The 25,273-nt window shown below is 49.0% G+C and carries 26 protein-coding genes; 1 reads left to right on the top strand and 25 read right to left on the bottom strand.

Annotation, left to right across the window (positions count from 1 at the left end):
* Positions 1-60: 60 nt before the first annotated feature.
* The 19 genes from traT to ACJHYW_RS17935 form a co-directional block, all read right to left on the bottom strand.
* Positions 61-861 (bottom strand): IncI1-type conjugal transfer protein TraT, encoded by an 801-nt coding sequence (gene traT, locus ACJHYW_RS18025; protein WP_001164788.1) that lies wholly within the window; start codon positions 859-861, stop codon positions 61-63.
* Positions 845-1,033 (bottom strand): putative conjugal transfer protein TraS, encoded by a 189-nt coding sequence (gene traS / locus ACJHYW_RS18020; protein WP_001277255.1) that lies wholly within the window; start codon positions 1,031-1,033, stop codon positions 845-847. The genes traT and traS overlap by 17 nt, the downstream gene beginning before the upstream one ends.
* Before the next feature lie 63 nt (positions 1,034-1,096).
* On the bottom strand, positions 1,097-1,501 hold the full coding sequence (gene traR, locus ACJHYW_RS18015; protein ID WP_000086959.1) for an IncI1-type conjugal transfer protein TraR: 405 nt from the start codon (positions 1,499-1,501) through the stop codon (positions 1,097-1,099).
* 50 nt (positions 1,502-1,551) lie between these two features.
* Positions 1,552-2,079, bottom strand: a complete 528-nt coding sequence (gene traQ / locus ACJHYW_RS18010) for a conjugal transfer protein TraQ (RefSeq protein WP_001055569.1) — start codon at positions 2,077-2,079, stop codon at positions 1,552-1,554.
* Positions 2,079-2,783 carry an IncI1-type conjugal transfer protein TraP gene (traP, locus tag ACJHYW_RS18005; RefSeq protein ID WP_000801920.1) on the bottom strand — a complete coding sequence of 235 codons (705 nt, stop codon included), beginning with the start codon at positions 2,781-2,783 and terminating at the stop codon, positions 2,079-2,081. Before traP ends, traQ begins: the two co-directional genes overlap by 1 nt.
* On the bottom strand, positions 2,783-4,072 hold the full coding sequence (gene traO / locus ACJHYW_RS18000) for a conjugal transfer protein TraO (RefSeq protein WP_001774189.1): 1,290 nt from the start codon (positions 4,070-4,072) through the stop codon (positions 2,783-2,785). Before traO ends, traP begins: the two co-directional genes overlap by 1 nt.
* Positions 4,073-4,074: 2 nt before the next feature.
* Positions 4,075-5,058 (bottom strand): IncI1-type conjugal transfer protein TraN, encoded by a 984-nt coding sequence (traN, locus tag ACJHYW_RS17995; RefSeq protein ID WP_001191879.1) that lies wholly within the window; start codon positions 5,056-5,058, stop codon positions 4,075-4,077.
* A gap of 10 nt (positions 5,059-5,068) precedes the next feature.
* The gene (locus ACJHYW_RS17990) at positions 5,069-5,761 is read right to left on the bottom strand and encodes a DotI/IcmL family type IV secretion protein (protein ID WP_000138550.1); all 693 of its coding nucleotides are present in this window, start codon (positions 5,759-5,761) and stop codon (positions 5,069-5,071) included.
* The gene (locus ACJHYW_RS17985) at positions 5,758-6,105 is read right to left on the bottom strand and encodes a conjugal transfer protein (protein ID WP_001055900.1); all 348 of its coding nucleotides are present in this window, start codon (positions 6,103-6,105) and stop codon (positions 5,758-5,760) included. Before ACJHYW_RS17985 ends, ACJHYW_RS17990 begins: the two co-directional genes overlap by 4 nt.
* 17 nt (positions 6,106-6,122) lie before the next feature.
* Positions 6,123-9,890 carry an LPD7 domain-containing protein gene (locus tag ACJHYW_RS17980; RefSeq protein ID WP_001141542.1) on the bottom strand — a complete coding sequence of 1,256 codons (3,768 nt, stop codon included), beginning with the start codon at positions 9,888-9,890 and terminating at the stop codon, positions 6,123-6,125.
* Between the two features lie 89 nt (positions 9,891-9,979).
* Positions 9,980-10,531, bottom strand: coding sequence for a phospholipase D family protein (locus tag ACJHYW_RS17975; RefSeq protein ID WP_000014584.1), 552 nt, complete (start codon positions 10,529-10,531; stop codon positions 9,980-9,982).
* 14 nt (positions 10,532-10,545) lie between these two features.
* A complete protein-coding gene (locus ACJHYW_RS17970; RefSeq protein WP_001372180.1) occupies positions 10,546-10,836 on the bottom strand; it encodes a hypothetical protein in 291 nt (96 codons plus the stop codon).
* Positions 10,833-11,981, bottom strand: coding sequence for a plasmid transfer ATPase TraJ (traJ, locus tag ACJHYW_RS17965; RefSeq protein WP_001024972.1), 1,149 nt, complete (start codon positions 11,979-11,981; stop codon positions 10,833-10,835). Before traJ ends, ACJHYW_RS17970 begins: the two co-directional genes overlap by 4 nt.
* Positions 11,978-12,796: an IncI1-type conjugal transfer lipoprotein TraI gene (gene traI, locus ACJHYW_RS17960; protein ID WP_000646098.1), complete on the bottom strand. Its 819-nt coding sequence runs from the start codon at positions 12,794-12,796 to the stop codon at positions 11,978-11,980. Before traI ends, traJ begins: the two co-directional genes overlap by 4 nt.
* A complete protein-coding gene (traH, locus tag ACJHYW_RS17955; protein WP_001079808.1) occupies positions 12,793-13,251 on the bottom strand; it encodes an IncI1-type conjugal transfer lipoprotein TraH in 459 nt (152 codons plus the stop codon). Before traH ends, traI begins: the two co-directional genes overlap by 4 nt.
* Before the next feature lie 394 nt (positions 13,252-13,645).
* Positions 13,646-14,230 (bottom strand): histidine phosphatase family protein, encoded by a 585-nt coding sequence (locus ACJHYW_RS17950; RefSeq protein WP_000977522.1) that lies wholly within the window; start codon positions 14,228-14,230, stop codon positions 13,646-13,648.
* A gap of 59 nt (positions 14,231-14,289) precedes the next feature.
* Positions 14,290-15,492: a conjugal transfer protein TraF gene (locus ACJHYW_RS17945; protein ID WP_000976351.1), complete on the bottom strand. Its 1,203-nt coding sequence runs from the start codon at positions 15,490-15,492 to the stop codon at positions 14,290-14,292.
* Between the two features lie 84 nt (positions 15,493-15,576).
* On the bottom strand, positions 15,577-16,401 hold the full coding sequence (traE, locus tag ACJHYW_RS17940; RefSeq protein WP_001238939.1) for a conjugal transfer protein TraE: 825 nt from the start codon (positions 16,399-16,401) through the stop codon (positions 15,577-15,579).
* A 150-nt stretch (positions 16,402-16,551) separates the two neighbouring features.
* A complete protein-coding gene (locus tag ACJHYW_RS17935) occupies positions 16,552-17,706 on the bottom strand; it encodes a tyrosine-type recombinase/integrase (protein WP_001139957.1) in 1,155 nt (384 codons plus the stop codon).
* A 1,520-nt stretch (positions 17,707-19,226) separates the two neighbouring features.
* On the opposite strand from ACJHYW_RS17935, the gene ACJHYW_RS17930 reads away from it, so the two are divergent.
* Positions 19,227-19,475: a hypothetical protein gene (locus tag ACJHYW_RS17930; RefSeq protein ID WP_001349157.1), complete on the top strand. Its 249-nt coding sequence runs from the start codon at positions 19,227-19,229 to the stop codon at positions 19,473-19,475.
* On the opposite strand, the gene ACJHYW_RS17925 is transcribed toward ACJHYW_RS17930, so the two are convergent.
* From ACJHYW_RS17925 to ACJHYW_RS17900, 6 genes are read right to left on the bottom strand one after another with little or no spacing between them, the layout of a single operon-like run.
* Positions 19,472-20,764 (bottom strand): shufflon system plasmid conjugative transfer pilus tip adhesin PilV, encoded by a 1,293-nt coding sequence (locus ACJHYW_RS17925; RefSeq protein WP_001417545.1) that lies wholly within the window; start codon positions 20,762-20,764, stop codon positions 19,472-19,474. The two genes, ACJHYW_RS17930 and ACJHYW_RS17925, sit on opposite strands and share 4 nt — an antisense overlap.
* The gene (locus ACJHYW_RS17920; RefSeq protein ID WP_001193553.1) at positions 20,764-21,420 is read right to left on the bottom strand and encodes a prepilin peptidase; all 657 of its coding nucleotides are present in this window, start codon (positions 21,418-21,420) and stop codon (positions 20,764-20,766) included. The genes ACJHYW_RS17925 and ACJHYW_RS17920 overlap by 1 nt, the downstream gene beginning before the upstream one ends.
* Positions 21,405-21,965, bottom strand: coding sequence for a lytic transglycosylase domain-containing protein (locus ACJHYW_RS17915; RefSeq protein WP_000014116.1), 561 nt, complete (start codon positions 21,963-21,965; stop codon positions 21,405-21,407). Before ACJHYW_RS17915 ends, ACJHYW_RS17920 begins: the two co-directional genes overlap by 16 nt.
* A gap of 9 nt (positions 21,966-21,974) precedes the next feature.
* Complete coding sequence (locus ACJHYW_RS17910) at positions 21,975-22,589, bottom strand: type 4 pilus major pilin (protein WP_000959785.1); 615 nt, start codon at positions 22,587-22,589, stop codon at positions 21,975-21,977.
* 17 nt (positions 22,590-22,606) lie between these two features.
* Entirely contained in the window at positions 22,607-23,704 is a 1,098-nt protein-coding gene (locus ACJHYW_RS17905; RefSeq protein ID WP_001208805.1) for a type II secretion system F family protein, read from the bottom strand.
* A 12-nt stretch (positions 23,705-23,716) separates the two neighbouring features.
* Positions 23,717-25,270, bottom strand: coding sequence for a GspE/PulE family protein (locus tag ACJHYW_RS17900; protein ID WP_000362202.1), 1,554 nt, complete (start codon positions 25,268-25,270; stop codon positions 23,717-23,719).
* Positions 25,271-25,273 lie beyond the last annotated feature (3 nt).

The raw sequence follows: 25,273 nt of genomic DNA, 5'->3' as shown, positions 1-25,273 counted from the left end.
GAGGTTTGTGCAGTTTGATTTTTTTAATGCCACCCCGCGCTGGAGTGGCATGAAGAAAAATCAATCAACGTATTCTTTTTTGATGAATGAATCTGGTGTCAGAATCAGGGCAATCCCGTTCATTTTTTCACGCAGGGGCGAACGACCGGAAGGTGGATAGCGACGAAAAACGTCAGCGAAATCGGCCGGGCGGAAACTGCGGAATTTATCCTCAACCGCCAGTCTGTTTTGCATCAGTGCAGAGAGCGCTTCCCGTCCCCGCCGGACCCGGAACTTATCATTACTGAAAACTTCCTGTAATGAACGACGGTTAAGGGCCACGACCGTGGATGGATGAAGGTCGGGTAGCCACACCATAACGCCCTGTGCTGCGGCATAACCATTCAGTGAATGCCAGGCGTGGCAGAAAGCACATAAGCTGTAAGGCGGGCCGTCTTCATGAAACAGTTCCTGCTCTTTCTCTGACAACGACTCTGTACTGGTGATTTCAGCTTTCTGTACATGGCGGAGTGAAAGACGTCTGGCAGACAGACGGGCCTGCTCAAGCGCCCGTTCAGCGGCTTTTACTGCCGTGTTGTACTTTTCCTTTTCGCCGGTTGCGACTGGTTCACCACGCTTTTTTAACTTATCCAGATGTTCTGTGGCCTTATTAAGACGAACTCGTGTGTCACTGATTGTGTCGGTAAGCTGTCTGAGTGGCCATGAGTCATCCAGTCTGAAACGGTGCCTGACGTTTTGCCGGCAGCAGATACATCGACCGGGCGTTGTTAATTCCGGTTCCGGTAACAGTGGCTCCTGTGTATGAACCACATCAATTTCTGGAAAGGGATACAACCACAAGTCTTTAATGCTGTGTTGCATGAGCAGGCTCCGTACTGGTGTAACGTTTCACGGCTTCCAGAATGATGTTTGCGATTTCATCGGAACAGCATTCTGCAAAAATGAATTCCTGATCGTCCCGACTGTCGTGGGCAATCACATTGCCGTTTTCTGTTCGTCGTAACGTTATGTGCTCCGGGCTCCAGGCAGACATATGTGCCTCCTTGTATTGCCGAACAGGAAGGGCACCGGATAAATGCCAGTGCCCTGGTCAAGATTAGCCAATGGAAATTGTGGAAATCCCCAGCTGTTTCTGGCTGCGACTCATCATTTCAGGTCCGGCGACAAGTAGCGCCCCAATGACGATAGATACAATGCAACCAGCCAGTCCCATCCCCCCTTGTTTCCCAACTTTTTTCAGGCCAATCAGGCCCCCGAGAAACAGAATTACGCCGATGAACTGCGCAATAGTCAGTGATGATGACTGTGCTGTTTTGGCACCTTGTTCGACATTGCGAACCATATCGGCAAGATCTCCATCGGCAAGAACGGCTTTGGGCAGCAACATCATGGGAATGAGCAGCAGGAACTTAGTCAGTTTGCTCCGGCATGACATTACAAACAGTTGTGCGTGGATAAATGCGGCGTACAGACGGGCCGCTACGACACGAATACGTGACATAGTTTCTCCTTAAATGGATATATCAGTGGTTTATATGAAGGTGAAAAAAATCAGAAGACGATTCCAATGCTTGCCAGCAGGGCATTGAGGACACGATCGATAAAGACCAGCAGGACGCCGGCAATAAATTTGACGTTTCCCTTACTGACGGATTCACTGGCACTCAGTGCGGTATGTCCATCGAGTCCGGCCTTGCGCCAGATGGATATCCCGTTCATTACAAATCCAACACCGGCCAGCTTGGCCAGCGACAGAACTGCATTTGCTGCGCCAGCAGCAGCGCCAAACGTCTGAGGTTGTACATATGCAATCGGGCCAAATGAGTCAGCCCTGAATCCCATTTGTACGCCTCCGGCGTTAATCATTGCCGGGAGTGATACGAGCATGCAGCTGGTTAACATCCCCGCAATAAATTTTCCGGGAGACATTTTTACCGGACCGGCTGAACGGGCGCGGGCAAACAGGGTAATCATGCTGATCACCCCGATGAATTCTCCCCAGGTAAACAGGAAATCCATTCCGGCACTGAAAATACTGCTGGCAAAGTTCTCAATGGCGGTCAGGGCATCCATGTTCATCAGCGTAACGTCCCTGCACTGGTGATGATGGTCCGGGTCGTCGGATCAATCCGCTGGATCACCACATTGCCCAGCGTCTGACCTTCTCTGACAGCCCAGGTACTACCCTGCCAGCGAATCCAGGCCATACCAGTTTCCATCGACATGATTTTCATTCCGTTAAGTACAGACGACGTTTTTTTCTTTGCTGGATGCGGTGTGGAAGAGGATTCAGTGACGCTTTTCTGTGTCATTATTCCGTTCAGGCGGCTCCGGATATCATCCAGCTGACGGCGTGTTTCCTGTGCGTATTCTTCATCCTTTTTTATAGCTTCGCCCAGCTTGTTAATGCTGTCGTGAAGCATATTCAGTGTTGCCTGAATTTTTTCATCGCGGTTATCCAGCTCTGTTTTTACATCCCGGGCAAGCTGGCTCATATCTTCTCCTGTCCGGACAGTCATAGTCTCAGTGGACTGAACGGAAGGTGATGATTCTTGTGTGGTTTGCCAGGTCTGTACGCCAGCATCCGCATCATTAAACGGAGGCATGCCTGTTTCCGATGGCGCTCTCAGGAACAGATACCATATGGCTGCGAGCAACACGACTGCACATAGCCCCCATGTTGCTACAGATATCCCCCAGACGGAACGTTTCCAGAAGGGGGCGGGTTTCTCTTCGGGTTCACCGAAGCTGCCGGTTTCATCTATTTCTGTTTCAGGTTTCATTATGGTGTCTCCGGTTGTTCATCATACCGACGTTGCATCACAGCTTTTCTTTGCTCCATGGCTGTCTGCATTCGTGCCTGCGAGCGTTGTTCCGCCTGTGATGTACGATTAACTGAAGGGGAAATGCCACTGGAAAGGGAAGAGGACCTGGCGTCGTTTGTCATTACCGGGTCAACAAACAGAATTGATACGACTTCATGCTGATACACTTCTACCTGTTTATAGGGCTCACTTTCTGCCTGGCGGGTTAATATCTGACTTCCTCTTTCCGCCATACCACCGGCAATAACGCCCGCAACAGCTTCACCACTGGGCATTCCCACGCGTCCGGTAACCGTGCCATAGTTACCCTGAATAACCTGCGTGTTGGCATCTTTATAAAGTGTGCCAATACTGCCCACACCTCCTAACACTGACGGCAGAATGATATGTTTAAACCAGCGTGTATTCACATTGCTGGCCACGGATGACATCAGGTTGTCTTCCCGTTGAGCATATGCATTGACCTTAAGGTCCATGCCGTTCCAGCTCATCCGGTCGAAATGGATCTCCACGCCGTTACCCACCAGTTTGACTCCCGGACTGAACAGTGTTGCCCCTGCCCAGGGGCCAGCGGGAATGGTTGCGATAACCTTGGATGACGGGTTATCAGAATCCACTGCAGTATCAATATATGCCGGTATACGGGTCAGAGCAGGTATCAGTTGTATCCCTTTTTCTGCTACCGGCGTGGACAGGCTGGCATTCTGTAATGCGAATTGCTGCGTACCATTCTGCCCTGTTGTTTCTGCCGGAGATTTATTCCACATAGCCGTTGCTATGGTTGGTGTACTACCGGCAGGATGCTGATCTTTTATTCTTACAATCAGCTTTTGCAGCCGCTCCATACGTTTTTCACTGGCTGCTCGATCCTCCTGTGGTGTGCCGGAAGCCTGGCGATGAGCATAGTTTTCCGGTTTTGTTGCAGGCTGTTGTTGCTTTTCCGGAGTGTCCGGAATATCAAGCCCCTGTGGAAGACTGGCAATGAACGTCTGATTATTGCGGGCTGCAGCTGCGGCCCCTCGTTCATTATCCGCTCTTAACAGTTCACGATAGTGAGGTGTTTCGGTAACGCTGCGCGTTCCGCCGCTTGCTGCACTGTTAATGTTCACGGCTGACTGCATATCGCTGTTACTCCCTGATAGTTTGGAAAACGCGATATAGCCGCCGCCAAATAAGATGATGCTGCCCAGTCCAAGCAGGGCAGCCAGTTTCTTTCCGGATTTACCGGCATCCTGTTCAGCACTCATGATTACTCCAGTTCTGGTGTCACGTGAACGGACTGGCCATTCACAGAGAAAGTCAGTAGTGGGGTGACGGGAAGCTTCCAGAGATGAGTTCCGTCGGCAGAGGACAAGGTCTGTTCAAATTCATCGCGCAACATCGCCCGGGAACGAACCAGAAGGTCATCGCCGTGTTGCCAGATCGTTGTATCCGGGACATTACCTGTGAATTTCAGCCTCTTAACTGAAGGGTCCCGGGGAGGAATACCATCCAGAAATGCCTGTAATGTTGCATCATGCAGGGCGATCTTATCCGTCGGGATGGAGACAACCGGGCTGGTTGGTCCCTGCCGTGGTATTCGCAGATCCAGACGACTGTCCATTTCCTGACTGGATGACGGCGTATCTGTTTCGCCACTGGTTACGTTCAGGATGACCGGTACCGACAGACCTTTCAGGTAGACAGAAATGTTTCCGGATGCCCATGGCCGCAATGGTGTGATTGTCACCATGTTCTCGTTGTACTGCACATCAAAGAGTTTTGGTGCCGCGTTATAAGGAGGATCGGATTGTGGCCATGGTGAACCGTTGATATCGGTAAATGTCACCACGCTCAGGTTGTTCATGGCTGTGCGAACAAGAGGAAGACTGGCACCGGGGGACAGATTAACTGTCAGAGAGCTGATACGGGGTACAACACTGGTGATGGGCGCATTGATGGCCCGCTCGTTATCCGCCATGAGACTGCGTAGTGAGCGAATCTCATCGGCGGAGAGCTCAGAATCAAGTCTTGCCGCATCTTGTACCAGCGGGCTGGCCTGCCCGGGGGCAGGCAGCTCACCTTTTACCAGTGTTGCCGGAACACCTCCGGTGTTTTGGGAGGCGTTCTGAACGTGATCGCTGGCAGAATTTGTCGTTTGTGGTGTGCGTGCGTTCTGCCATCCTGCGTTATCTGCAGACGTGGCGGCGCTGCACACCAGGAGCAGTGTGCTCAGTAAATAACGTGATTGCATATTACTTATCTCAGGAGTTCGGTCCGGCGTTACGGGAGATCATCTGCCGGATTTCCATACCGGATGGTTTCAGTCTGGGGTCAACACGCTGGATGGTGATTTCGAAAACAAAAGACTGTTCTGGCTTGCTGGTTGTCTGGCCGACCAGACGCATACGGACAGGATACTGAAATGTCCAGAACCATACGCCGTCGGACATTTGTCCCTGCCGTACCAGAACGCCAGCGCCTGTCGTGGCGGTCAGATTCATCTTCTCTTTCTTGATCGTCTCCAGAATGTTAGATGCCTGTAATGCATTCACATATCCGGCAAAACCTTCGTCAGAAAAACGCGGAGACAGAGAGGAAATCTGTGAACGATAGTGCACAAAATCCAGGTTGAATGCGGTCGCCAGTGCCTGGCTGCCAAAGGCCATTGCGTCATTCTGACTCCATGCTGGCTGATTTGTTGGTGCCAGCCTGACCAGACGACCATTGTCTGTAGCGAAATATTCGCGCTCCACATTCGTTGAGTGCCAGTACTGAATGGCGTTACCAGTAATACTGATAAGAAGACATGTGCCCGTACATAAAAGCGCTTTTATCAGCGCAGGGACATTATTTGCCCGCTGTTCTGACTGCTTCATAGCCCTGATTGTGCTCTTCAGTATTTCCGGGTCAGGTGCCGGATGTGATGGCGAGGATGGCTCGGTATTTTCGGTCATAGGTTGTAGTCCTTCCAGGGATCAATATTCCCCGGCAGCTTTTCATTCACCTTGTCCACGACCGCGTCGCAGACCTGGTTTTCCAGCTGCGACAGAATGTCGTCAAGGCTGGGGAACTGGGGGAGGTTTATGCTGATTTTTTTGATTCGTGACAGACAGGACTGCAGGGATGAGGAAACATCGTTTTCACGTTGTGACCATGCATCCGCAGCTGCACGTGCTCGCTCATATCCTGTATTACTACCGGCCTGTGCCGCGCTACCCGCACGACAGGTTGCAGCACTTGCCGTGGATGAAATCAGGATAAGGCCGAGCACGGCAACCAGAGACTTATGCATGTTCATATGGCTTCCTTACCGGCTCATCGGCCGGGGCTGTGGGAGAGATCCTGATGCAGAGTTTTTTCCTGCCTGTCCTCCGGCTTTTGGCTGTTGGACCACTGCTGCCATGACTGCTCGAAGCCCAGGTTCCGGTACAACGCATCAGGTTGTTTTTCCGGCGTGTAGACAGCAGCAAAAAGCGGTTCTTCCCGGGTTTTCAGATGAAACTGCATAAGCTCCGGTGCAGGGCGATTCGTGCTGTCAGCATCGTGGTTTACCGCTTCACCATAACCTGCAAAGCGTAAACCTTTGTCGGTCAGCGCATTGATAACCAGCTGACTGTTGTCGGCTGATGGGGTGGCCAGTGCCGGATACAATGTGCCGTTCAGCCGGACCACACCCTGCAGATGTTCATCGGCACTCTGGACAAGTAGCAGGTTGAGTTCACGCGTATCCTTATCCACTGATCCCAGAACAGGTGTCAGCTTGTCAGGGGCTGCGCTGGTTATTTCTGTTACCTGATTTGCGTTCTGTGGCGCGGAGACCGGATGTCGGTCTTCACCGATAAACAGATGTGAGCCGACGTTTTCTGGCATACGTAACGCTTTCATCTCTTCGGGCCACCCCTGGCTGATTTGCGCAGCCACTTTCATAAAGGTTTCGACCGGAATCGCCTGAATACGCTGACCTTTATCCGGATTATCATGTGATACCGAGATCCCGTTGGTAACTGACTCCATGGACCACTTATTCCGGAAACGTGCTTTTTGCTCTCCCGGGAGGATGAATTGTTCGCGGTTCTGAAGTGTCAGTGTCACCACGTCACCTTTCTGATGGTTTTTGACCAGACTTTCCAGTTGTTCCCCCCAGTAGAGTTTGCTGCCACTGCGGTTTTTAAGCTCAACAAAGAAACTCTCTCCTTTGCCGGGTGCATATTCAGCACGACCAAAATTGTGCAGTACGGCAGTCACGCTCTCTCCCGGGCGAAGTTTTCCTGGTGGTTCTTCGTCTGGTGCCACATCTGCCGTTTTGCCTGGTTCAGCCGGTGATGGTGCAGAGGCGGTGCTGACGGTTGATGCTTCAGGGGCTACTGGGGACGCCGGGGATTGTGTGGCTTCTTTTTCCTGAACGGGGTCAGGGACAGCCGGTTGTTCTGGGGTATTCCGGTTAAGTTCCGGTGTTGGCTGATGGGTGACAACTGCATCCTTACTGACAGCCATTTCCTTGCGTAATTTTTCTAGTTCAGCCCGTTGATCTGGCAATTTCATCCGGACATCGATGTTGTGCTCGATAATCAACTGCATTGCTTTTTGCTTAAAGGCATCACTGCCCGTCAGCTCTATGACGCCCCCATAAAATTTGGTGGCCACAGCAAGTGCGGCCAGAACGCTGCGATCGTCATTGCTGGCACCGTTGACCATTTCCAGCCGGTTTACCCGGTCAATGAAGGCAGGTTTGCCATCCAGTTTGTACAGGACGGTTCTGTCTGCTCGTTTTTCCCAGTCAAGCTCTTTAAGAATTTCGTCCATGTTGAGCGATATCGGTGCATCAGAACGTTCCGGGGCGTAGACAATACTGTCAGGTATCGGTGGAGTCGTCGTGGTTTCCGCTGAGGGCGTGGGATCACTGTTCTCATGCGCCTGTGAATCCGTTTTTTTACGCGTAAAAAGGCCACGCGCTTTGTCGAGAAACGATGAAGTATTATCAGAAGGTGATGTGCTCTGAACAGGTTGCTGCGGAGTGGGTTCATCCCGGACAGCCGGTTCTATAGTGGCTGTTGTGGCCTGAAGTTCTGACTCATCTGCCTGAACGGGGCCTGTGTCCGGTTGCGACGGCATATCACTGTTTTCCTGCAGATGCTCAGGATTTTCATTGTTCATCAGCTCCTGATATGCGCTGTAGTCTTCGTATTCTTCAGGGCCATCTGACTCAGGAAGGAACGGCTCTGGCTGAAGGGGAATGTCTTCAGTTACATGGCTGACCGCCTCTTCCCGGGGAGTATCCGGGGATATTCCGGTGCTTTGTTTGTCATCAGGCTCCGTCATCACGGTCATTTCCTCTTTGACTGCATCAGGGGAAGGTGATGGTTCGGCTGATTCATTCATGGTTTCAGATGAGGGGCTGTCTTCAGGGGCGGCGGGGGCAGCAGCAGGGGCCGGTATTTCTGGTGAAGTGCCGGACTCCTGTTGTAACTCGTTTTTTTCCGGTTGTGACAGTTCGGCTTCAAATTCACGCCAGTCTTTATCTGTGGCCACAGAGACAACTTTTTCCGGAGGTTCCGCCGGATGAGCGGGTTCATCAGGGGCAGACGCCGTTGTACTTTCCGGGGATGCCGGTGATTCTGCAGGGGAGTCCTGAACTACAGAGCTTTCCGTTTGCGCCTGAACGTTATCAGGGTGCCGCTCATCTTTGCCGTTATTTTCAGTGGCGTGACTGGTAAATGACAGTGTTTCATCAGCAATGTTACTGCTGGAAGCAGTTGGTTGTTCCTGCTGCGTAGCGGACGGCAGAGAAGGTCCCTGGTCATGGCTGTGCCCTGTATCGGGTGATGTTTCAGGATATTCTGTCGGAGTCATGGTTTTTTCCTCAGTGTGGACCGGTGTAAAAACGAGGTTGCCGATCACCAGTGCCTCCCGGATTTCCGGGGTGTTACTGTTGGGGGTGGAAACCCCGATATGTTCTAACTGGGCGTTGATGACATGCTGAAAAGCGGCCCGTCCCCGGCTGGCGTCCAGGTCATTGAAATCGGTCAGTCCCTGCGCTTTTTCGGCATCGGTGAACGCAGGAAAGATGACCGATCCTCCTGTCAGTTCTGCGGCTTTTGTTGCACTGACGATACCTTTGTTAACCTGGCGTGCATGATCGTTGTCGGCACAGAAGATAAAGGGGCTTTGCTTCCATTTTTGCCGGGCATCTTCGGCCACGGCAATCATGTTGCCCGCATCCACTGTCATCAGCACCGGAAGGCCGGTGGCTTCGTGCAGGGAGGCGGCAGTGGCATAGCCCTCGGCAAACAGCACCGGCTGGCCGTTGCGCGGTGTACCCAGCGCAAACCAGTTACCGGTTTTCTCGGAATCTTTCAGGATGCGGGCATCCTTCCCGCCGGTGACCGGAATGCGCTGGTAGGAGCGTATTGCGCCGTTACGGTTGCGGAAAGGAATAACGAGCTCATTTTTGTCGTTTATTCGCACCCCCGGCGCAGCCTGAATGCCTTTCCGGGTCAGGTATTCATGTGCCGTGGCCTGCGGCCATTTGTTGACATAGCGGCGGGCATAAGCAGCCTGTCGGTTGTACTGTGCTTTCAGTTCCCGCTCAGCGTCCTCCCTGCGTTGCAGCGAATGCGCTTTCAGGTGAAGCCTTGCGCGGGGATCTGTCTGCTCTCCGCCGGAGAAGGTCCAGTTGACCGGCGAATCATCCGCGCTGCGATAATCCCTGTACCAGCCGGCAGGTCTGCCGTCCAGGAAGCCGCGATATGCGCCACTTTTTTGCCCGTTTTTGTCATCGGTGGTCGGAACCCGGTGGATTTTACCGTCCATGGCCGGCAGTTCTTTCAGAACCAGTCCGGCATTTTCCAGTACCTGGGCAAACTCGGTGACCGGATCACTGCCGTTCATGGAGACTTCCTGCGGTCGGGGCAGCCAGCGGTCCAGCATGGACAGGTCCGCCCCCGGGCGGGCAAACCAGAGTTTGTGCTCTTTATCCCAGAGGACGGGCGTGTGCCCGTTCATCGGGGGATGTGCTTTTTTGAGATCTTCTATTTCATCTGCAGGCACGGCAAGCCAGGTGCGGTAGCGGGATACAGACGGCATGAGTGCTTCTCCTGAAAAAAGACGGAAAAAAACCACCGCCGGAAGCCGGGGGTGGCTGGGGGGATAGAAAATCGGGGGAGAAATGTTTGTCAGGGTCTCCAGTCTGTACCCTTATTCCAGCGATCCTGCCAGTGTTCAAGATATTGTGCGGCTACATCCGGCATATTCTTAAGCACAACGACATTCTCTGAATTCTTGCGTGCAGCAGCACGAGAGAAGTTATAGGAGCCGGTTTCAACCGTGTTTCCGTCAACAATGATGACTTTGTCGTGATGGATGGGGAAGGCATCTACAGTCCGGAGAGGAATGTCCAGCAGGTTGATATATTTCATCGCTTCCTGACTTGCCCGGTTCGTATTCCCCTTGTCATCAACAACAATACGGACGTCCACTCCGCGTTTTTTCGCTTTTGCCAGCGCATGCATTACATCCGGGTCGGTGAAGGAATATGCCATCATCCTGATGGAGCTTTCCGCACTGTTGATTGTGTCAAGCACCAGAGCGGATGCGCTTCCTTCAGGAGAAAAGCCGACCTTCACGGATGGCGTGTCGATCATTGCAAACGATGGTGTCGTGAACAGTAACGGGCATGCCAGTAGCGATACCCGGAGCAGAGTAACGATAGTTTTTTTACCTGACATAAAGACTCCAGAATTTAATCGAGGCCAGTCCAGTCTCGTGGTGATTCCGTATGGTGGCGATACCACCATGGACGACCGGAGGCGATGGCCCCTCTCAGAATGCTGTAAATGCGAGTACAGATCGTCCTGACAGTCCAGCCTGAACGGTCGAGAATAACGAAAAATAAAATGATGCCGGTGCAAATCCAGAAGGTTGTTTTGGAGGGAAAGGGGCATATAAACAGATAAATCATGGTGAACGGCAGAGGTACGCCCTGGATGTTGACTGGCGGTGTTGCATATCGCCAGAAACCTTCTCTTTTCATGACCGTAACTCCCCTGGCGGGATAAAAAGAATCGCTTCTCTTCGGTCAACTTCATTCCGGATATACATTTCCAGAATCTGGTCCCGGATACGGCGCTTCTCCTGCCGGATTATGGCATCAATGTGATGCCCCCACTCTGCATGTGGCATTCCGGAAAGATTGTCGCGAAGCTCATCGTTAATGACGATATATTCCCGGACGGCTTTACGACCACCGTCATTTGTTCTGACCAGAACCTGAACCAGAATGAACTGCAACAGTGACAGGACAGCCCAGGCCATCGAATCCCTGATGACAGGGGGAAACAGCCCAAGAAGACGTGCCAGCGTTTCACCAGGAGATTTCGTATGCATGGTGCTCAGGCAGTAATGTCCGGTGTTGCCTGCCTGTACCGCTGCGTCGGCGGTTTCGTTATCCCTGATCTCACCAACACCGATAATTTCGGGATTACGTCGTACAGCAGAACGCAGTCCGGCAGCAAAACTGACCACATCACGCCCGATTTCTGCCTGATGCGGTGGGAGCAGATCGTTTTCATTTCCCAGGATATATTCCACCGGGTCTTCATATGTCACGATTTTGGCGTCGGGGAAATTGTCCATAATGTAACGGTACAGTGCTGAACACAGCGTTGATTTTCCTGACCCGGTTTCACCACATACAAATCCCAGACCGCTTTTGCAGACCATTGCTTCAAGCAGGTCTGGTTCAATGTTCATGGAGAGAATGTCCGGTATTTCTGTCGGGATGACACGCATGGTTATTGAGATTGCTTTCTCCTCCGCACCAGATGTGCCCTGAATGAGGTGAGAGCGTAACCGGATGCGTTCTCCGCGTTTAAGACCATAGCGCCCGGATGCATCCCCGTTAATCTGTATCGTCCTGTCAACCGGATTGCCTGCCAGAACGCGGGGAATGACTTCCCGACCGAACAGTTCATCAATCAGGGAGGACATGAGTGTGGTTGGTAACGTTGCACTGGAACAACGCACCCGTCGGCCAAAGCGACTGACAGATACAGGTGACCCGCCGGTCAGATCCACATCACTGACTTTATGTGCGGCACACCAGACAAAGAAATGCCGTAGTTCATCTGCAGTGAAACGCTGAAACGGAAAAAGACCAAACTCATCAGGAATATTCATCGGGAGCCTCCTTCAGTGCCTATAAGCGGACGCCAGTGAGATTTCTGAAGATTGAATTCCGCATGATTTTTAAGGCGACGAACACGATCTCCAGTGACCAGTTTTTTCCCGTCACCTGTAACGGTTTGCATTTGATCAGAAACATCCGGACGGGTGATCATGCCCTGACGCCAGAGAAGTGAGTACAGCATCATGCCCCGGTAATCACGGGTGAGGGTTTTCTGGTTGGCTTCAAGCGTCAGGTCGGCGTTTTGTCTTCCTTCCTGCCATCCCTGCCGTAATGCGGTTTCCCACACTTTTCGTTGCACGCTGTCTTCTGGAACGACGCTGCCTTCTGTACCCGGAGTGGCTGTTGTTGAAAGCCCCCGGAGAAGCCAGTCACGCCAGCCCGGTGGATTGCTGACAAAGCGTTCAGGGCGAATGATGGTCCAGACCCGGGAAGAGGTCCGGATTTGATCTGGCGTGATATGAGCTACGTCCTGTGCTTCATCAATAACCGGTGGTAGCCAGCCTTCCGGGCTAATCAGTGGCCGGAAATCGTATAAGGCATTAAGTGTGCTTTCCCGGGCGTTGAGCGCCTGAATCAGCTCCCATGAACGCTGAGCCTTGCCACCACGAAATCCAAGCGTTTTACCTGCGTCTGTCAGCATTTTCCAGCGTGTTTCTGACAGACTATCCGGCTTTTCACTTCGTGGTTTAAGCCATGCATTAATGTCAGGTGGTGGCGTATTGACACCACCTGGCGAGATGGTAGGGGAAGAAGAACAACCAGTAAGCAGTATTACTGGCAAAAGGAGAGAGGTGAGTGCTTTCATTTTTTCCGGTTCTCCGGCTGCATGAAGCTGACCTGTAACAAGCCCGGATATTGATGGATTGTTGCTCTCCAGGCTGTCTGGGCTTCAATAAGTCTCAACGTATTGGAAAACGTCATATCCCGGACGTGAAGGTTGACTGGTAACGGCAGGCGGACACCATTGTAGTTAAACTGCATCCCCCTGACTCTGGCCAGTTCGTTCAGTAATTCAATTGCATCACCTTCCCAGTCAAAGGAAAGGCGATCGCTGTTAGCTGTCAGAAGATGAGACCCCGTTGAAACCGGAAGTTGGCCGGAAAATACACCTTTGTCCCATAATGTGTACTGAGTGTGCCGGGTAACCGCCACATCAGAGGCAGCACCGTAGTTACGCGGAACAGGAGTATGCTGAGAAGGGGAGTTGCAGCCAGCCAGAAAAAGGGCGGCAAGACACCCCGCAGGTATAATACGGTTCATAATAATTCCTGAGCAGTTAAATCAGAATGGGATATACCGGTGCTCCGGTACAGACAGGATGATGTTTGTTTCCGGCTATACTTGCGTTACCGGAAATAAATGCCAGTGTGGCCAGGTAAATAGCCTCATAGTTTACTGAAGGTGATTATTCCTGATACTGGCTGGTTGATGTGTCGTCAGACATAAAACGAATATGAGCGTAATCTTTAACGCTCCGCGCCGAATCGATCCATGATGGATGACTCGACGATTTATGAATCGAACGTACCGGCGCTTGTCCCTGAAACAGTTCCCGGCCCTCGTCCGGATAACCTGCAATTCAGACAGGCACATGTGCCCGTACACTCTTGTATCTTACTGAGTATATCAGAATTTATGTAAATTCAAATATCCTCTATGCCTCTTTGTTGTATTTTCCGTCAAGTATGAGCCGGGTACCATCGTAATGCATGATCAGGGCATCAAGGTACGCCGGTTTGAATTTCTTGCCGAGCCTATCTCTGGCCAGAAATGATAAACAATGATTATGTGTCATTATTACTATGTTCCTTTTATGAGATTCTCTTGCGATTGATTCAAGCGTCTTATAAAGATCATTATTGCAGTCTGATAAACTGTCCATAACGACGGGTTCTTTACCGGAGAAGAATTTTGCAGTTTGTATGGTTCTTACCGCATTGCTGGAGTAAATATCATATTCACTGAAGATTGTTGCGAACTTAATACCTTCCTGCTGTGCTTTCTCTGTACCGGTAATAGTGATTCCGCTTTTATCCGAATAGCATGGCATATCTGAACGGTCGCAACGTTCTCCATGGCGGAAAAGGAAAATAACGGTGTTATCAGCATTAATTTCTTTTGCCTGTTCCAGGGTGATATCGGGAAGCGAGCTTTTTGCTTTTGTCACTGCCGCTACCAGGAAAACAGAAAATAAAAGAATGAATGCTGTTTTTGAATAAGAAGAACGTGGTTTCATCATGTTATTTAAACTGAATATAAAAATACCCCCGGGTTTAGTGCCGGGGGCGGGGACAGTAATCAGAAAGTGAACTGAAGTTGTGCCATTGCACCGTAATCGTGGTCAGTTCCTACCAGGCCGGAAACATCGATATGTACGACGTCAAATGGAGAGATACCAACGCCAGCGGTGAAGGCGCTTCCGGAGTTTGATGCCATGTTCTGACGATAACCGGCACGCAATTGCGCCCATTTCCATGCGTTAAATTCAGCACCAACACTTGCAAACTGACGTTTGCTGTCAGAAGTGAAGCCACTGGCAGGAGTCAGATCAATGTCAAGAGCAGTGGTAAACAGGTCATTATGCCAGGATACACCGGCGGTTGCCTGCGGACGAACTTTGAAGGTTTCTTTAAAGCCATTGACGACTTTAGTATCAATACTGCGTGGAATGATGTTCTGGGCAACAAGACCGACAGTCCAGTTGTCATTCAGGTCTGTATAAGCACCAATATCGGCGTTGAATCCGTTTTTCGTGTTGTGGTACTTGTCACCGTCAAAATCGTCTTTGTCGTAATCACGAACCGTTACGTTGTAGTTAAACAGGTCCACACGCTGATATTTTGGTGTGACGCCAAGAGACCATTTTTGTCCGGCCGTTTCCAGTTCTTTGGCAAATGAAATTCCGACGTCGGTAATTACAGCTGCACGCCCGAATGCGCGTGAGGTCAGGGCATTCTTATCGACGTCGGTAATTGTTCCATTGGCAACTTTGTCCAGATAATCCAGGTCTGCATCGTTTACTTTTCCGTTTACGCTGACAGTTCCGTAAGACTTGACCATAAGGGCAAACGGCAGAGTGTCATTTGCCATGGCTGCTACAGCTGATACACCTACCTGAGCATCTGCATTGATATTGCGGAATTCCTGCAGACGATGTTTAAGATTTGCCGCTGCCTGTTGTACGCCATGCTGGTTATCTACAGCACTGTCAAACAAATCCCAGTCATCTTTAACATCATCAGCTTTATTTGATACATCATCAGGATCAGCAACTTGTGCCCCAACAGACGGCAGAAGAAGGCTGAAATCATCATTGCTGTTGTGCTTTGTCAGTAAAGCCGGGTTTGCCAGAGGTGCCACACCATAATGGGAAGATGCTACCCCGGTACCACCCATTGCATCGTTACGCGCTTCAAAATATGACGTCGCTGCTGCAGCGTTAAAGGAAAATAATACAGCAGATGCAATGATGGTGCGGGTAATATGATTTTTCTTCATCATTTAATTTCCTGTTTATCAGAATTTAGACAAAACAACGCTATGACACGGATGTGCCGTAATTTTTACTTTGGTACTATCTGGTATTTACCAGGGTAATAAAGACGTATTAAATAAGCTAACAGGTAGTATTTGCCCTGTAATAAGGTTCCCGGCAAGGCCAGGTCTCAACGTGACGCGTCGCAAAGACATTGTTGTATTCTGCCTGGTTGTATATTCAGTTAACCATTTTCTTTTTTCATCGTTCAGAAGTGTTGGTGATAATGATAGTGCCGGATATATTACAGAGCCATTTATTTCTTTTTTCTGTCTCAATATTACCCCGCAATATTCTCTTTTCGTATTTCCTGCGAAGGGGAAACTATGCCAGAAAATAACTTCAGTGTTGCTGCTATCACTAATAAGCATTCTGAAATTATCAGCAGTATCTGGCCATTCACCGGACAACGCTATCGGATAGTTTTCATGGCCATTCAGCCAGTCCGGATTGAGATTAAAACATTCAGCAAGATGTTCGAGAGCGTCAGCTGAAAGATAGTCTGCAAGTCTGGCCGGGTCCTGTATAACCGTGGAGCGGATATTCCATGGCGACAGCAATGTTGCCAGTAATGGCGCATTTATATCATGCGACAGCATGATGTATTCAATTCTGCTTATTATGTTTCCTGTGGTGTTATCCGCAGGCATAAACATATTATGAAGAGCATCCTCAAGCAGGATTCGGGTTAAATCAGCGGTGGATATGGCTAATTGTTCGCTCATTATCCCCAGAACTTCTCTTACCCCTTGGGGGTAACGGACCTGCAGAGGTGTCGGGTTTATCTGACGACCGTTGATGAGTTTTTCGCCGATTGCTTTTTTGTCCAGCGAGAGCATCATTCGGGCCGCAATACCGGTCGTATTCAGTCTCATTGTTCCTCCGACTGAAAAAGTCTTTTCAGCTCATGTGGTTATTGTATCTTCGGTGTTTTTTCTGGTGAAACGAATAATTTCGATCATGCAGATCGAATGTGTTTGGCGAGTTGTTGCAACTCGCCTTTCTGTATGTGTTTTGAATGATGTTTACAGCGGGGTGCTGCCCGGGTTCAGAGGGCAAATCATAATGTAGTCAGGGTCGTTAACAGGTAACGCTCCGGGAGATGGGACACGTTCGCCTTTCTGTGCTGCAATGGCCAGTGTACGCAACAAAACCTCACTGGCGCGGTGAACTGCTTCCTCTTTCGTTGTGGCAGTGACGTGAAGGTTATCAAAATCACCGATCTCAATACGATGCGCTTTCTGCCCATTTTCTTCATCGATGGTCGTGATATGGGCAGGATACGGCACAAACCATGCTGCCACTTTTTGTGTCTGCCGCCGGCGGGCATCAAGCTTACTGACCAGTTGCCATGCACGAAGATGAGTATACCGTTTCAGCATATTCATGGAACGATGTCCTGATATTGCAGCAATCTCCATTACATTCAGGCTACCCAGTTCGAAGAAGCGGCTTATTGCTTCATGCCGTAGATCGTGAAAATGCAGGTCCTCGATGCGAAGTCGTTGTGTGGCTATTCTCCAGGCATTTTTAAAGCCGGATGCGGTGTAATCAAAAACATTGCCGTGGAGATTAACGGGCATCATCTGAAGAAAGTTACGGGCACGTCTGGACAGAGGAACATCCCGTGAGTGACCGTTTTTGGTTTCAGGTAAATGAGCCACACCGTGGCGCAAATCAATGTGCTCCCAACGTAAGGCCAGTATTTCGCCCTGCCGCATGGCTGTCTCAAGGGCAAGATGGAAAATGACATACAACATCAGATTTTTTTCGCGGAAATAGCGAGAAAGGCGACGTTCTTCTGAAGACGTTAGCCGGCGATCTCGTCCCGAGGATACTTTCGGCTTGCGAACCAGTTCAACCGGGTTAGTACGACAGGTTCCCCATTCAACACGAGCAATATTGAACAGAGATGACAGAAGGGCGAGTTCAAGACGTACAGTATTACCTGTAATGGGTTTACCCGTTCGGGGGTTGATTTCTGCTAAACGAACGTCTCTGTATGTAGCAATATCAACGGTTGTTATTTCGTCCATATTCCGAAGGGCAATGGGATATCGCTTGATAACATTGCTCCGGTAAAACTCCTGTTGATGCCCTTTCTTGTGAACAGAAACTGTTTTCAGGTACTTATCCAGTGCGCGTGACAGGGACATTTTACGGATGCGTGGAGACGGCATGCTAACCTCAAAAGAGGCAAAAAATAATGCCAACAATCATTCTCTGCAAGCGTGCCAATCCGGTACCTGGAAATCATCATCAGCGTCGATATGGACGAATATAAAAACATTTACGTTATATCCCAAAAACACACAGGTCTTAGGGAGGTTTAAACTGTGTATTAACACCTATCGTATTGACGGGCGTGAAATGGCAGAAACAGAAGTCGTTCCTATTGACATGCCTGACTCTAACGGCGAGATGACTTGGCAAGCCAAAAACTACACACAGTATTCGTCCTACTTTATGAAGATTACTTGCTTGAAATAGCTTATTGGCAAATGGCATATACAGTTATTGAACCATTCTGATCTTCGGTTGTATCGCACGCAGCCGACCATGAGTTATTGGCTGATGGGAATGACCTGGTAAGCCATATGTAACCAGTTCGTGAGGTGCATATTCCGCCGCCACCTGTAACACGTTTTCCAGTTGGACAAGTAGCTGTTGCTCCAGGAAAGCGCCAACCTGTGGCCTGTGCTGTAGCAATTTGAAGCTCACCAGATCCTACCTTTCTCCAGGTACCGGATTGGCACTGGCCTACGTGCCAATCCGGTCGGTGGTCAGGGGGTAATAAAATTAATTACTCAGCATGTAATTGGTACAAATCATCCGTAGCAATGAATCACTTTATCGGCGGTAAGAGTGGTGGTTCGATCTATTACAAGCCGATTCAATGTCCGACTGGATACATTATGACTGGAACACGCATGTACGGTATTGGTGATGGTGTTGATGAGGAACATGTCGATGCCTACTGTTGCCCCTTTAATTAAGCTCCAGCACCAGGAAGATTGAGGCATGTGACTGATATGGTCCCACCAGACTCATAATTTCCCCAAGCATAATTACTCACATACCAAACGTTGTTTTGGTCGGAATATACCTGTTGAAAACCACCAAAGGGTGAGCCATTCAGGTAAGTCCATGAGCAATATGCATGGACCCCGAGCCTTAAATTACGAGTGTTTTTAGCTATGTTGTAGGTCTGCGTTGTGAATTGAATTTTAGGAGCGCCCCAGGTACCGGATTGGCACTGGCCTACGTGCCAATCCGGTACTTGGCGTAAAAGCAATTCTGGTAGTACGGTGATAACTGGTCGTATAGCAAATGGTCAGCAAATACCGCTGCCAACAGGATTTTCTGCCAGTCAGTGCTCATGGAGTGTGAGCAATGCAGAAAACCCTCAAGGTTGGAAGCCGAATTACTTTGCAGGATCAGTTGCAACTTATGATGCAAATCGAATTGTTAAATGTGGTTTTTATGATGAATACAATTTCCATAAAGGGACATTTAGAGCTGATTTAACCGGAAAATGTAGTTATGTCGTCGCGTGTCAGAACTGAGATTAAATTGCTGGCGCTGCTGGCCTACGTGCCAATCCGGTACGTGGAAGACTTCTGGTTCGCTCAATGGTTCTTACACAAACTTAGGTTCACATAGAGGTTCATTCTCAGGGCGGAATTCAGGGGGCAGTACATTGTTTATTTATGCATCTGGAGGTAATGGAGGATCTGCCGGAGGTGCATGTGCAAATACATCCCGACTGCAGGGATATGTTGGTGGGACGCTAATTAGCGTGAATGCCAGCAATAACCCTGCATATGGAAAAACAGCCTTTATCAGCTTTGCTGTACCTGCAGGTACTTCCTATCAGATAACATCCTATCCAACAGAAAATACATCATGTGGTGCCGGGGTATTTTCAGTATTTGGATATCAAACTTAATTGAGCGTTACACACGACGCAATACAACCTGTCTTATGCTCGTATTTGTACCATTTGCGTGAACCTGCTGGGCTCTCAACTACCTGGCAGTAGTGGGCATCCTCTGCGTTGCCCATTCTGGCAATGGCACAGAAGTCGAATTGCCCCAGATAACCTGTGGTGGAAAGCTGAGTAACTTTGAGTTTTCCACCTATTGTCCCCCACGTACCGGATTGGCACGAAAGTATTGCCCCTGTATTATCGCGGCCTACAAGGCCGTTAGGCGAACATGATGCGCCAGCAACGGCAGTTCTTTCCAGTTGTAAGTATTCACCAGTATAAAGGCGACCATCAGCCCGAACAGTACCGCCTTTCACCTGACCGCCGGTATAGATGCCCTTGTTGTTTACACTTCGAACCCATGATCCATCGGACATATAAAATCCGCCACCGTGAGTTTCATTGAGCCAGCCTTTACTGTTACGAGTAATTAACCAACCATTATTACTTCTGATATCACCGCCAGCGGTGACATTTACGTCAAAGTTTCCGCTATTGCCTTTTACCTGACCGCTGAAAGTGCCATTTACACCATTCACATTGCCGCTGAAATTACCTGTCTGGGCATTTACTGCCCCAACGTTATTCAGGTTATTTGATCCCATATCAATGGCCGTGTGCATTTTGTTTAAGTCAGGGCGACCATTGACCTGGAATCTGTAAAGACGATCAGTGTCCTCAGCTGCACCACTAAGTTCATCTGTCGATAACAATACGGCAATATGCCCGTTACCGCTTTTGGCACCATAATTACTTAAAGCTACTGACCAGGAACGTAATGCACCTGTGGCTGTTTTGCCGTCCTGGATATATCCACCAAGACCAGTGGTAATATCCTTAGCCATCTGGATAAGTGCTTTCACTGGATAAGGTGTGCCACCACTGGATACAACCATTGCCTGTAGTAATTCCGGGTTTTGGGCGTTTCGAACCACATATGCCTGTAACCGCTGCCCCTCGCTGTTTGTCTCAGTAAACCCGCTGGACAAAAAGCCGGTATTTTTCAGCATGGTTGTCGTGATAACGGCAGGAGTTGTTGTGGTACTACTGCCCTGGAGAGTCGTGTAGTTTTTCCCTATATAAGAGCGGGCCGCACTGGTCCAGTTGCTGACAAGACGTGCTTCAGTTTGCCATCCTTTTGTTTGAATATAGTCCTGCCATATGCCCGCTCCCCAGGCAATCAGGAGCATAACAATCAGTAAAGCCGCGCCAGTTTCCAGCGATGCCCAGCCTCGGTCATATTTTTTCATCAGATTACCCATAGTGGTTGATAAAGATTATCCAGCAGCAAAAGGACATGGCCAAAACATAGCCATGGACCCAGAGGGCCTTCTTTATGCCCTTTTATGCACCATGTTGAATGCCATAAGACAAATCCTCCTGTGCCCAGCAACACACACCATATGGCGTTATATAACCCTGACCATGCGGTAATACCTGCAATAAGCCACAGGTCTCCAGTGCCAATATTAAGACGATGGCGGTTAACTAATTTATGAAGGCAGAATAAGACAATTGCAGCAGTGGCAAATTCTGTTGTGCGGAACCACCATATATCAGTCGTGATTTGTGATAGCATTCCTGCAATTAAAAAACGTCGGGTGAATGTTCCTGGTAATAAACCTGTCAGTGCATCCGTTACCGCCATTTGCAGTATGAACGAAAGAATAAGGACAGCATGAATACGGTAGAGCAGTGGTGATGATGATAAAATAATTAACGCCACAGCTATACTGTATAGCCATATTCCTGACAGAACAGCAGGGTGTGTCTTATACCAGAGATGTCCCGTATCAGATAAAAAATAACGAACTCTGAATAGCAGAGTTCGTCCAATAATGGAAAATGTGAACATCAATGGCAGTATATAAACAGGGGATAGACTTATGCCTACGATTGTCTGCATTGCCTGCCTCCCTGTCCGGGAAGACATATCCCTTTCATGTCACGATAAATTCTCCATATTTTATTGGCATATTGCTCTCTTGTTTCATGTCTGTCCTTACGGAATCCGGCATTGTATGACCCAAGGCAATTCCAGCTGACGCCACATATCTGAAAATGTCTTGCCAGTATCCAGCTTCCTATATGGATATTAAGGCATGGTTTGGTAATTAAATCCTCAGACTTTTTTATTACGCCCATATTTATCAGCTTTGGAATATGGGTTGAGTTTATTTGCATCAACCCATAATCCGTGCTACTGGCTTTACCTGTTTTTTTGTCCTTATTTATATTAATTGCGCCCGGCCTCAACGAAGATTCCCCGGCAGAAATAGCCTTCAATAATAATGGTTCAATTTGATAGCGCGCGCCGGCAGCGGCAAAGCAATTGTCCCACTTGTTGGTCCAGATCTGTTTGGGAGCTACGTATGAAGCTCGGGCGGGTGGAATAAGAGAAAAAAGCAGGATTAATGAAATAAGTCTGAGGGGTACTGTACCCCCTGACATTAAAACTCCTTAACCATTGATGGTGAAGATAAGTTTGTTTGTACCAGTGCTGCCATTATCTGCCTTGCATTGCGTACTGGCTTCTTCAGTAGTGACTTTTCCATCACTGTGAGCAGTACTGTTCAGGGTAATGCCGTTAGTTAAACCAGTTTTACTGATTCGTGTGGCAATCTGGATACAGGCATCCTGTGGGACTTTATCATAGGTAACGGTAAAACCGTTGTTGAACCCTGATGTTGAAGCCGGGGCAACAGTTACAGCACCGCCCCATGCGTTATAGAGCGTTGCTGTACCAGATGTTTTGTCGCCCTGTACGGTCATCCCAGAGGGAATGACACCCATCTGAATGAGGGCACCTGTCATTTTGGCACTGCTGGTAAATGTATATCCATCGCTACCTTTTAGCAGGCTCTGGGCACTTGTGATAATTGTTTGTATATTTGCGGTTTCAGTTGCCACATTGGCTCTTGTACGCAACGCATACAAACTACCCAGAACAACGACTATAACAAAAAGAACAACGAGCGCTATTGTTCCCTGCTCCAAAATTGCCCATCCTTTATCATGAGGCTCATTCTTCTTATTATTTCCAGTTAAAGTGGTATTAATATTTTCTACTAACATAAATATCCTCGTTTTGTTTAAAAGTTACCCATGCTGTTGTCACTAATAGACTGAATATCCATAATGGCAAAAACCAGTAACATGAGAGACATGACAAGAAATATCAGCATAATTAAACGAATCACGTTTGCCCGTTTCTTTACACGTTGAAGTGTTTGACTAAGCCATCGTTGACCATAATTGCTGATTAGCTCTGTTGCGCCATCTCCCTGTAATAAAGACAGGAAGTTGGCTGCTTCCCTGGATGGGAACTGATAACCGCACTGACGCAAAGCCAGTCCAAGATGATCCCCCTGGCGGACGCGGTAAATAATGCTGTCAAGACGTGTGCTTAACCATGGTGATGCAAACTCCTGAAGAATGTTTAGCGAGTTGAGCGTCGTCATTTTGGCTTTCAGAAGTGCAGCCATATTCAGGAGAAATGTTGCTCCCTGTATATCCTGATAAATACTCCATGGCATTATCTTGTCGGCAAAAGTACGAACACTGTCAGGGCTTTTCCAGTTTGGCAGAGACCATGATATTAAACCTGTGATCACTGCAAAAAGAACGGCACATATAGCGCCGTAATTATCGACAAAAACAGATAATCCATAAAGAAAACCAAGAGCACCACTCCATGAATCGGGGGAGCTTATTTTGCTCAGTTCAGGTATTAGCTCTGTATTCAGAACATATAATGTCCCCGTCATCATGATTAACAATCCCACCGGATAAATAGCCATTTGCCATATAGCCTGATGGATTTGTTCTTTTGCATCTGTAAGAGTGGTGGCGAATTGCAGTGCATCCACAATTGAACCACTTCTTATCCCGGCGCTGATTACTGCGGCCTCTTCCTGAGGAACCCATAAACTAAGAGTATATTCCAGAGAGTTTTCGCCACTGTTTTCACGAAGAGACTCAATGCAGTCTGTGGCCAGTTCAGCAAAGGGATGCCATTTTCGTCCAAAGTCTGTCCAGGCATCCCGCATCTGTTCCAGTGCGGTCTTTAATGGCTGTTTATTTTCCAGCAGAAAACGCAGGGCTTCGTAAAACTGCACCCTGTAGGGGGCGCTGAACGTTTTTCTGACAATGAAACGCCTCAGCCGTTGACTGAAATTCATTTCACGCATGTTGTTCTCCTGTTAGACATCATCGATGCTGAGGCGCTCGTCTTCGTCCAGAGGGATGATTCTGTCGGCTTCAAGAGGGTCTACCAGACCTTCATTGATACGGCGAAGAAGATGCTCTACACGACTGATGCCTTTCATGTTTTCCAGCCAGTATTTACGTGCTGCAACTTTGCCGCGTGTTTTCAGAATCTGAAATAAGCGGTTATCAGGTTCTATCACCTCAGCAATTACAGTCCTGCCGGTGAGGCCTTTACCTATTTCACCGCGCTTTCTGCCGTTAATGATTACGTCGTGATTACATTCAGAGCATCCGTGATGATTTCGGAACCAGATATTATCTGTACTGCAGAGTGAATCTTTATTGCAGTGCCGCTCAAGGTAATCACGCTCGTCGTCGCTAAGTTCAGGTGCTCGCTTTTCCCATGGAATACGGCAGGAGGGACACAGAGTTGGTACAAGGCGCTGGCTGATCATCCCAATCAGTAATTGCGCATCGCAAATAAGATCGGCATTCATACCCATCGTAATCATTCGCTCCGGTATACCCAGAGCTGAGTTTGTATGTAATGTCGTCAGAACTATGTGCCCGGTCTGTGCCGCGTAGGTGGTTGACATCATCGAGATAAGATCGCGCATTTCCCCTTCCATGATGGCATCAGGGTCAAGTCGCATTGCCGATGAAATAGCCCGACTCCATGCCAGTTTGACGGCATCTTCGTCGGATTTGTCGCAGATAATCGGAGTCTGTGTTGCTCCCAGTATCTGTCCTTCCAGCGGATCTTCGATTGTTAGCAGGTGTCGCCCCTGATTATCGTCAAGATATACACGGCAGGCGCTGCGTAACGTTGTCGATTTACCGGAACCGGTTGGACCTGACAGGACTATTTTTCCTTCCGGGCGGCGCAGCATTATGTTCAGCAACCGGATTTGTTCCGGGATAAAGCCCAGTTGTTTAAACGTGGGAACTTTATCTCCGTCATCGGGTATCAGGCGCATAACTGCAATCAGACCGTCTCCCGTAGGTCTGTGACTGTAGCGTGCACCAAATATTCCTATTTTTCGCATTAATTGTGGGGACAGGCGCGCATCCTGCTCCCTTTGAGGGAAGAAACTGGTTTCAGTGACATCAGCCATTGACAGAATGGCTGTTGCGCAAAGTGAATAGCCCAGTGCTGGTTGATCTTCATCTACAGTCTGCAGTTCACCGAATATTCTCATGCGAACTTTGAAAATAGACTCTGAAATTAAGAAATGAATATCTGAAGCACCAAGTTTTCTGGCAGTTTCAAAATAAGATAGAACTTTCTTCTCACTTTCACTGACATCAGCAAGGTCTTTCAGATGAATAATTCGTTCTTTCGGGCCTCTGTTTTTCTCATCCTGACCTGCCTCCTGTAACTCCGACAACGAGACTACTTTTGGGTTGATATCCGGATATAATTTTAGCAGCTCCTGGAGATTACTTTGTACGTCAGGCCTTGTCCGCTGGTTTGTTTCTATAAGAATTTCATGGGTGTCTCCCCTGGATATAAAAAGGAGAGCATCCTTCAGATTATATTTATCCATATC

It is taken from the genome of Escherichia sp. WS3063, assembly GCF_046486595.1.
Taxonomy (GTDB): domain Bacteria; phylum Pseudomonadota; class Gammaproteobacteria; order Enterobacterales; family Enterobacteriaceae; genus Escherichia; species Escherichia coli.
Note: the sequence above shows the minus strand (reverse complement) of the source record. Positions and strands in the feature narration are given on the sequence as shown.

Excerpts from the sequence above, each read along its gene's own strand:
- traT (WP_001164788.1), bottom strand. The coding sequence starts at position 861 with ATGCAACACAGCATTAAAGACTTGTGGTTGTATCCCTTTCCAGAAATT.
- traS (WP_001277255.1), bottom strand. The coding sequence starts at position 1,033 with ATGTCTGCCTGGAGCCCGGAGCACATAACGTTACGACGAACAGAAAAC.
- traR (WP_000086959.1), bottom strand. The coding sequence starts at position 1,501 with ATGTCACGTATTCGTGTCGTAGCGGCCCGTCTGTACGCCGCATTTATC.
- traQ (WP_001055569.1), bottom strand. The coding sequence starts at position 2,079 with ATGAACATGGATGCCCTGACCGCCATTGAGAACTTTGCCAGCAGTATT.
- traP (WP_000801920.1), bottom strand. The coding sequence starts at position 2,783 with ATGAAACCTGAAACAGAAATAGATGAAACCGGCAGCTTCGGTGAACCC.
- traO (WP_001774189.1), bottom strand. The coding sequence starts at position 4,072 with ATGAGTGCTGAACAGGATGCCGGTAAATCCGGAAAGAAACTGGCTGCC.
- traN (WP_001191879.1), bottom strand. The coding sequence starts at position 5,058 with ATGCAATCACGTTATTTACTGAGCACACTGCTCCTGGTGTGCAGCGCC.
- ACJHYW_RS17990 (WP_000138550.1), bottom strand. The coding sequence starts at position 5,761 with ATGACCGAAAATACCGAGCCATCCTCGCCATCACATCCGGCACCTGAC.
- ACJHYW_RS17985 (WP_001055900.1), bottom strand. The coding sequence starts at position 6,105 with ATGAACATGCATAAGTCTCTGGTTGCCGTGCTCGGCCTTATCCTGATT.
- ACJHYW_RS17980 (WP_001141542.1), bottom strand. The coding sequence starts at position 9,890 with ATGCCGTCTGTATCCCGCTACCGCACCTGGCTTGCCGTGCCTGCAGAT.
- ACJHYW_RS17975 (WP_000014584.1), bottom strand. The coding sequence starts at position 10,531 with ATGTCAGGTAAAAAAACTATCGTTACTCTGCTCCGGGTATCGCTACTG.
- ACJHYW_RS17970 (WP_001372180.1), bottom strand. The coding sequence starts at position 10,836 with ATGAAAAGAGAAGGTTTCTGGCGATATGCAACACCGCCAGTCAACATC.
- traJ (WP_001024972.1), bottom strand. The coding sequence starts at position 11,981 with ATGAATATTCCTGATGAGTTTGGTCTTTTTCCGTTTCAGCGTTTCACT.
- traI (WP_000646098.1), bottom strand. The coding sequence starts at position 12,796 with ATGAAAGCACTCACCTCTCTCCTTTTGCCAGTAATACTGCTTACTGGT.
- traH (WP_001079808.1), bottom strand. The coding sequence starts at position 13,251 with ATGAACCGTATTATACCTGCGGGGTGTCTTGCCGCCCTTTTTCTGGCT.
- ACJHYW_RS17950 (WP_000977522.1), bottom strand. The coding sequence starts at position 14,230 with ATGATGAAACCACGTTCTTCTTATTCAAAAACAGCATTCATTCTTTTA.
- ACJHYW_RS17945 (WP_000976351.1), bottom strand. The coding sequence starts at position 15,492 with ATGATGAAGAAAAATCATATTACCCGCACCATCATTGCATCTGCTGTA.
- traE (WP_001238939.1), bottom strand. The coding sequence starts at position 16,401 with ATGAGACTGAATACGACCGGTATTGCGGCCCGAATGATGCTCTCGCTG.
- ACJHYW_RS17935 (WP_001139957.1), bottom strand. The coding sequence starts at position 17,706 with ATGCCGTCTCCACGCATCCGTAAAATGTCCCTGTCACGCGCACTGGAT.
- ACJHYW_RS17925 (WP_001417545.1), bottom strand. The coding sequence starts at position 20,764 with ATGAAAAAATATGACCGAGGCTGGGCATCGCTGGAAACTGGCGCGGCT.
- ACJHYW_RS17920 (WP_001193553.1), bottom strand. The coding sequence starts at position 21,420 with ATGCAGACAATCGTAGGCATAAGTCTATCCCCTGTTTATATACTGCCA.
- ACJHYW_RS17915 (WP_000014116.1), bottom strand. The coding sequence starts at position 21,965 with ATGTCAGGGGGTACAGTACCCCTCAGACTTATTTCATTAATCCTGCTT.
- ACJHYW_RS17910 (WP_000959785.1), bottom strand. The coding sequence starts at position 22,589 with ATGTTAGTAGAAAATATTAATACCACTTTAACTGGAAATAATAAGAAG.
- ACJHYW_RS17905 (WP_001208805.1), bottom strand. The coding sequence starts at position 23,704 with ATGCGTGAAATGAATTTCAGTCAACGGCTGAGGCGTTTCATTGTCAGA.
- ACJHYW_RS17900 (WP_000362202.1), bottom strand. The coding sequence starts at position 25,270 with ATGGATAAATATAATCTGAAGGATGCTCTCCTTTTTATATCCAGGGGA.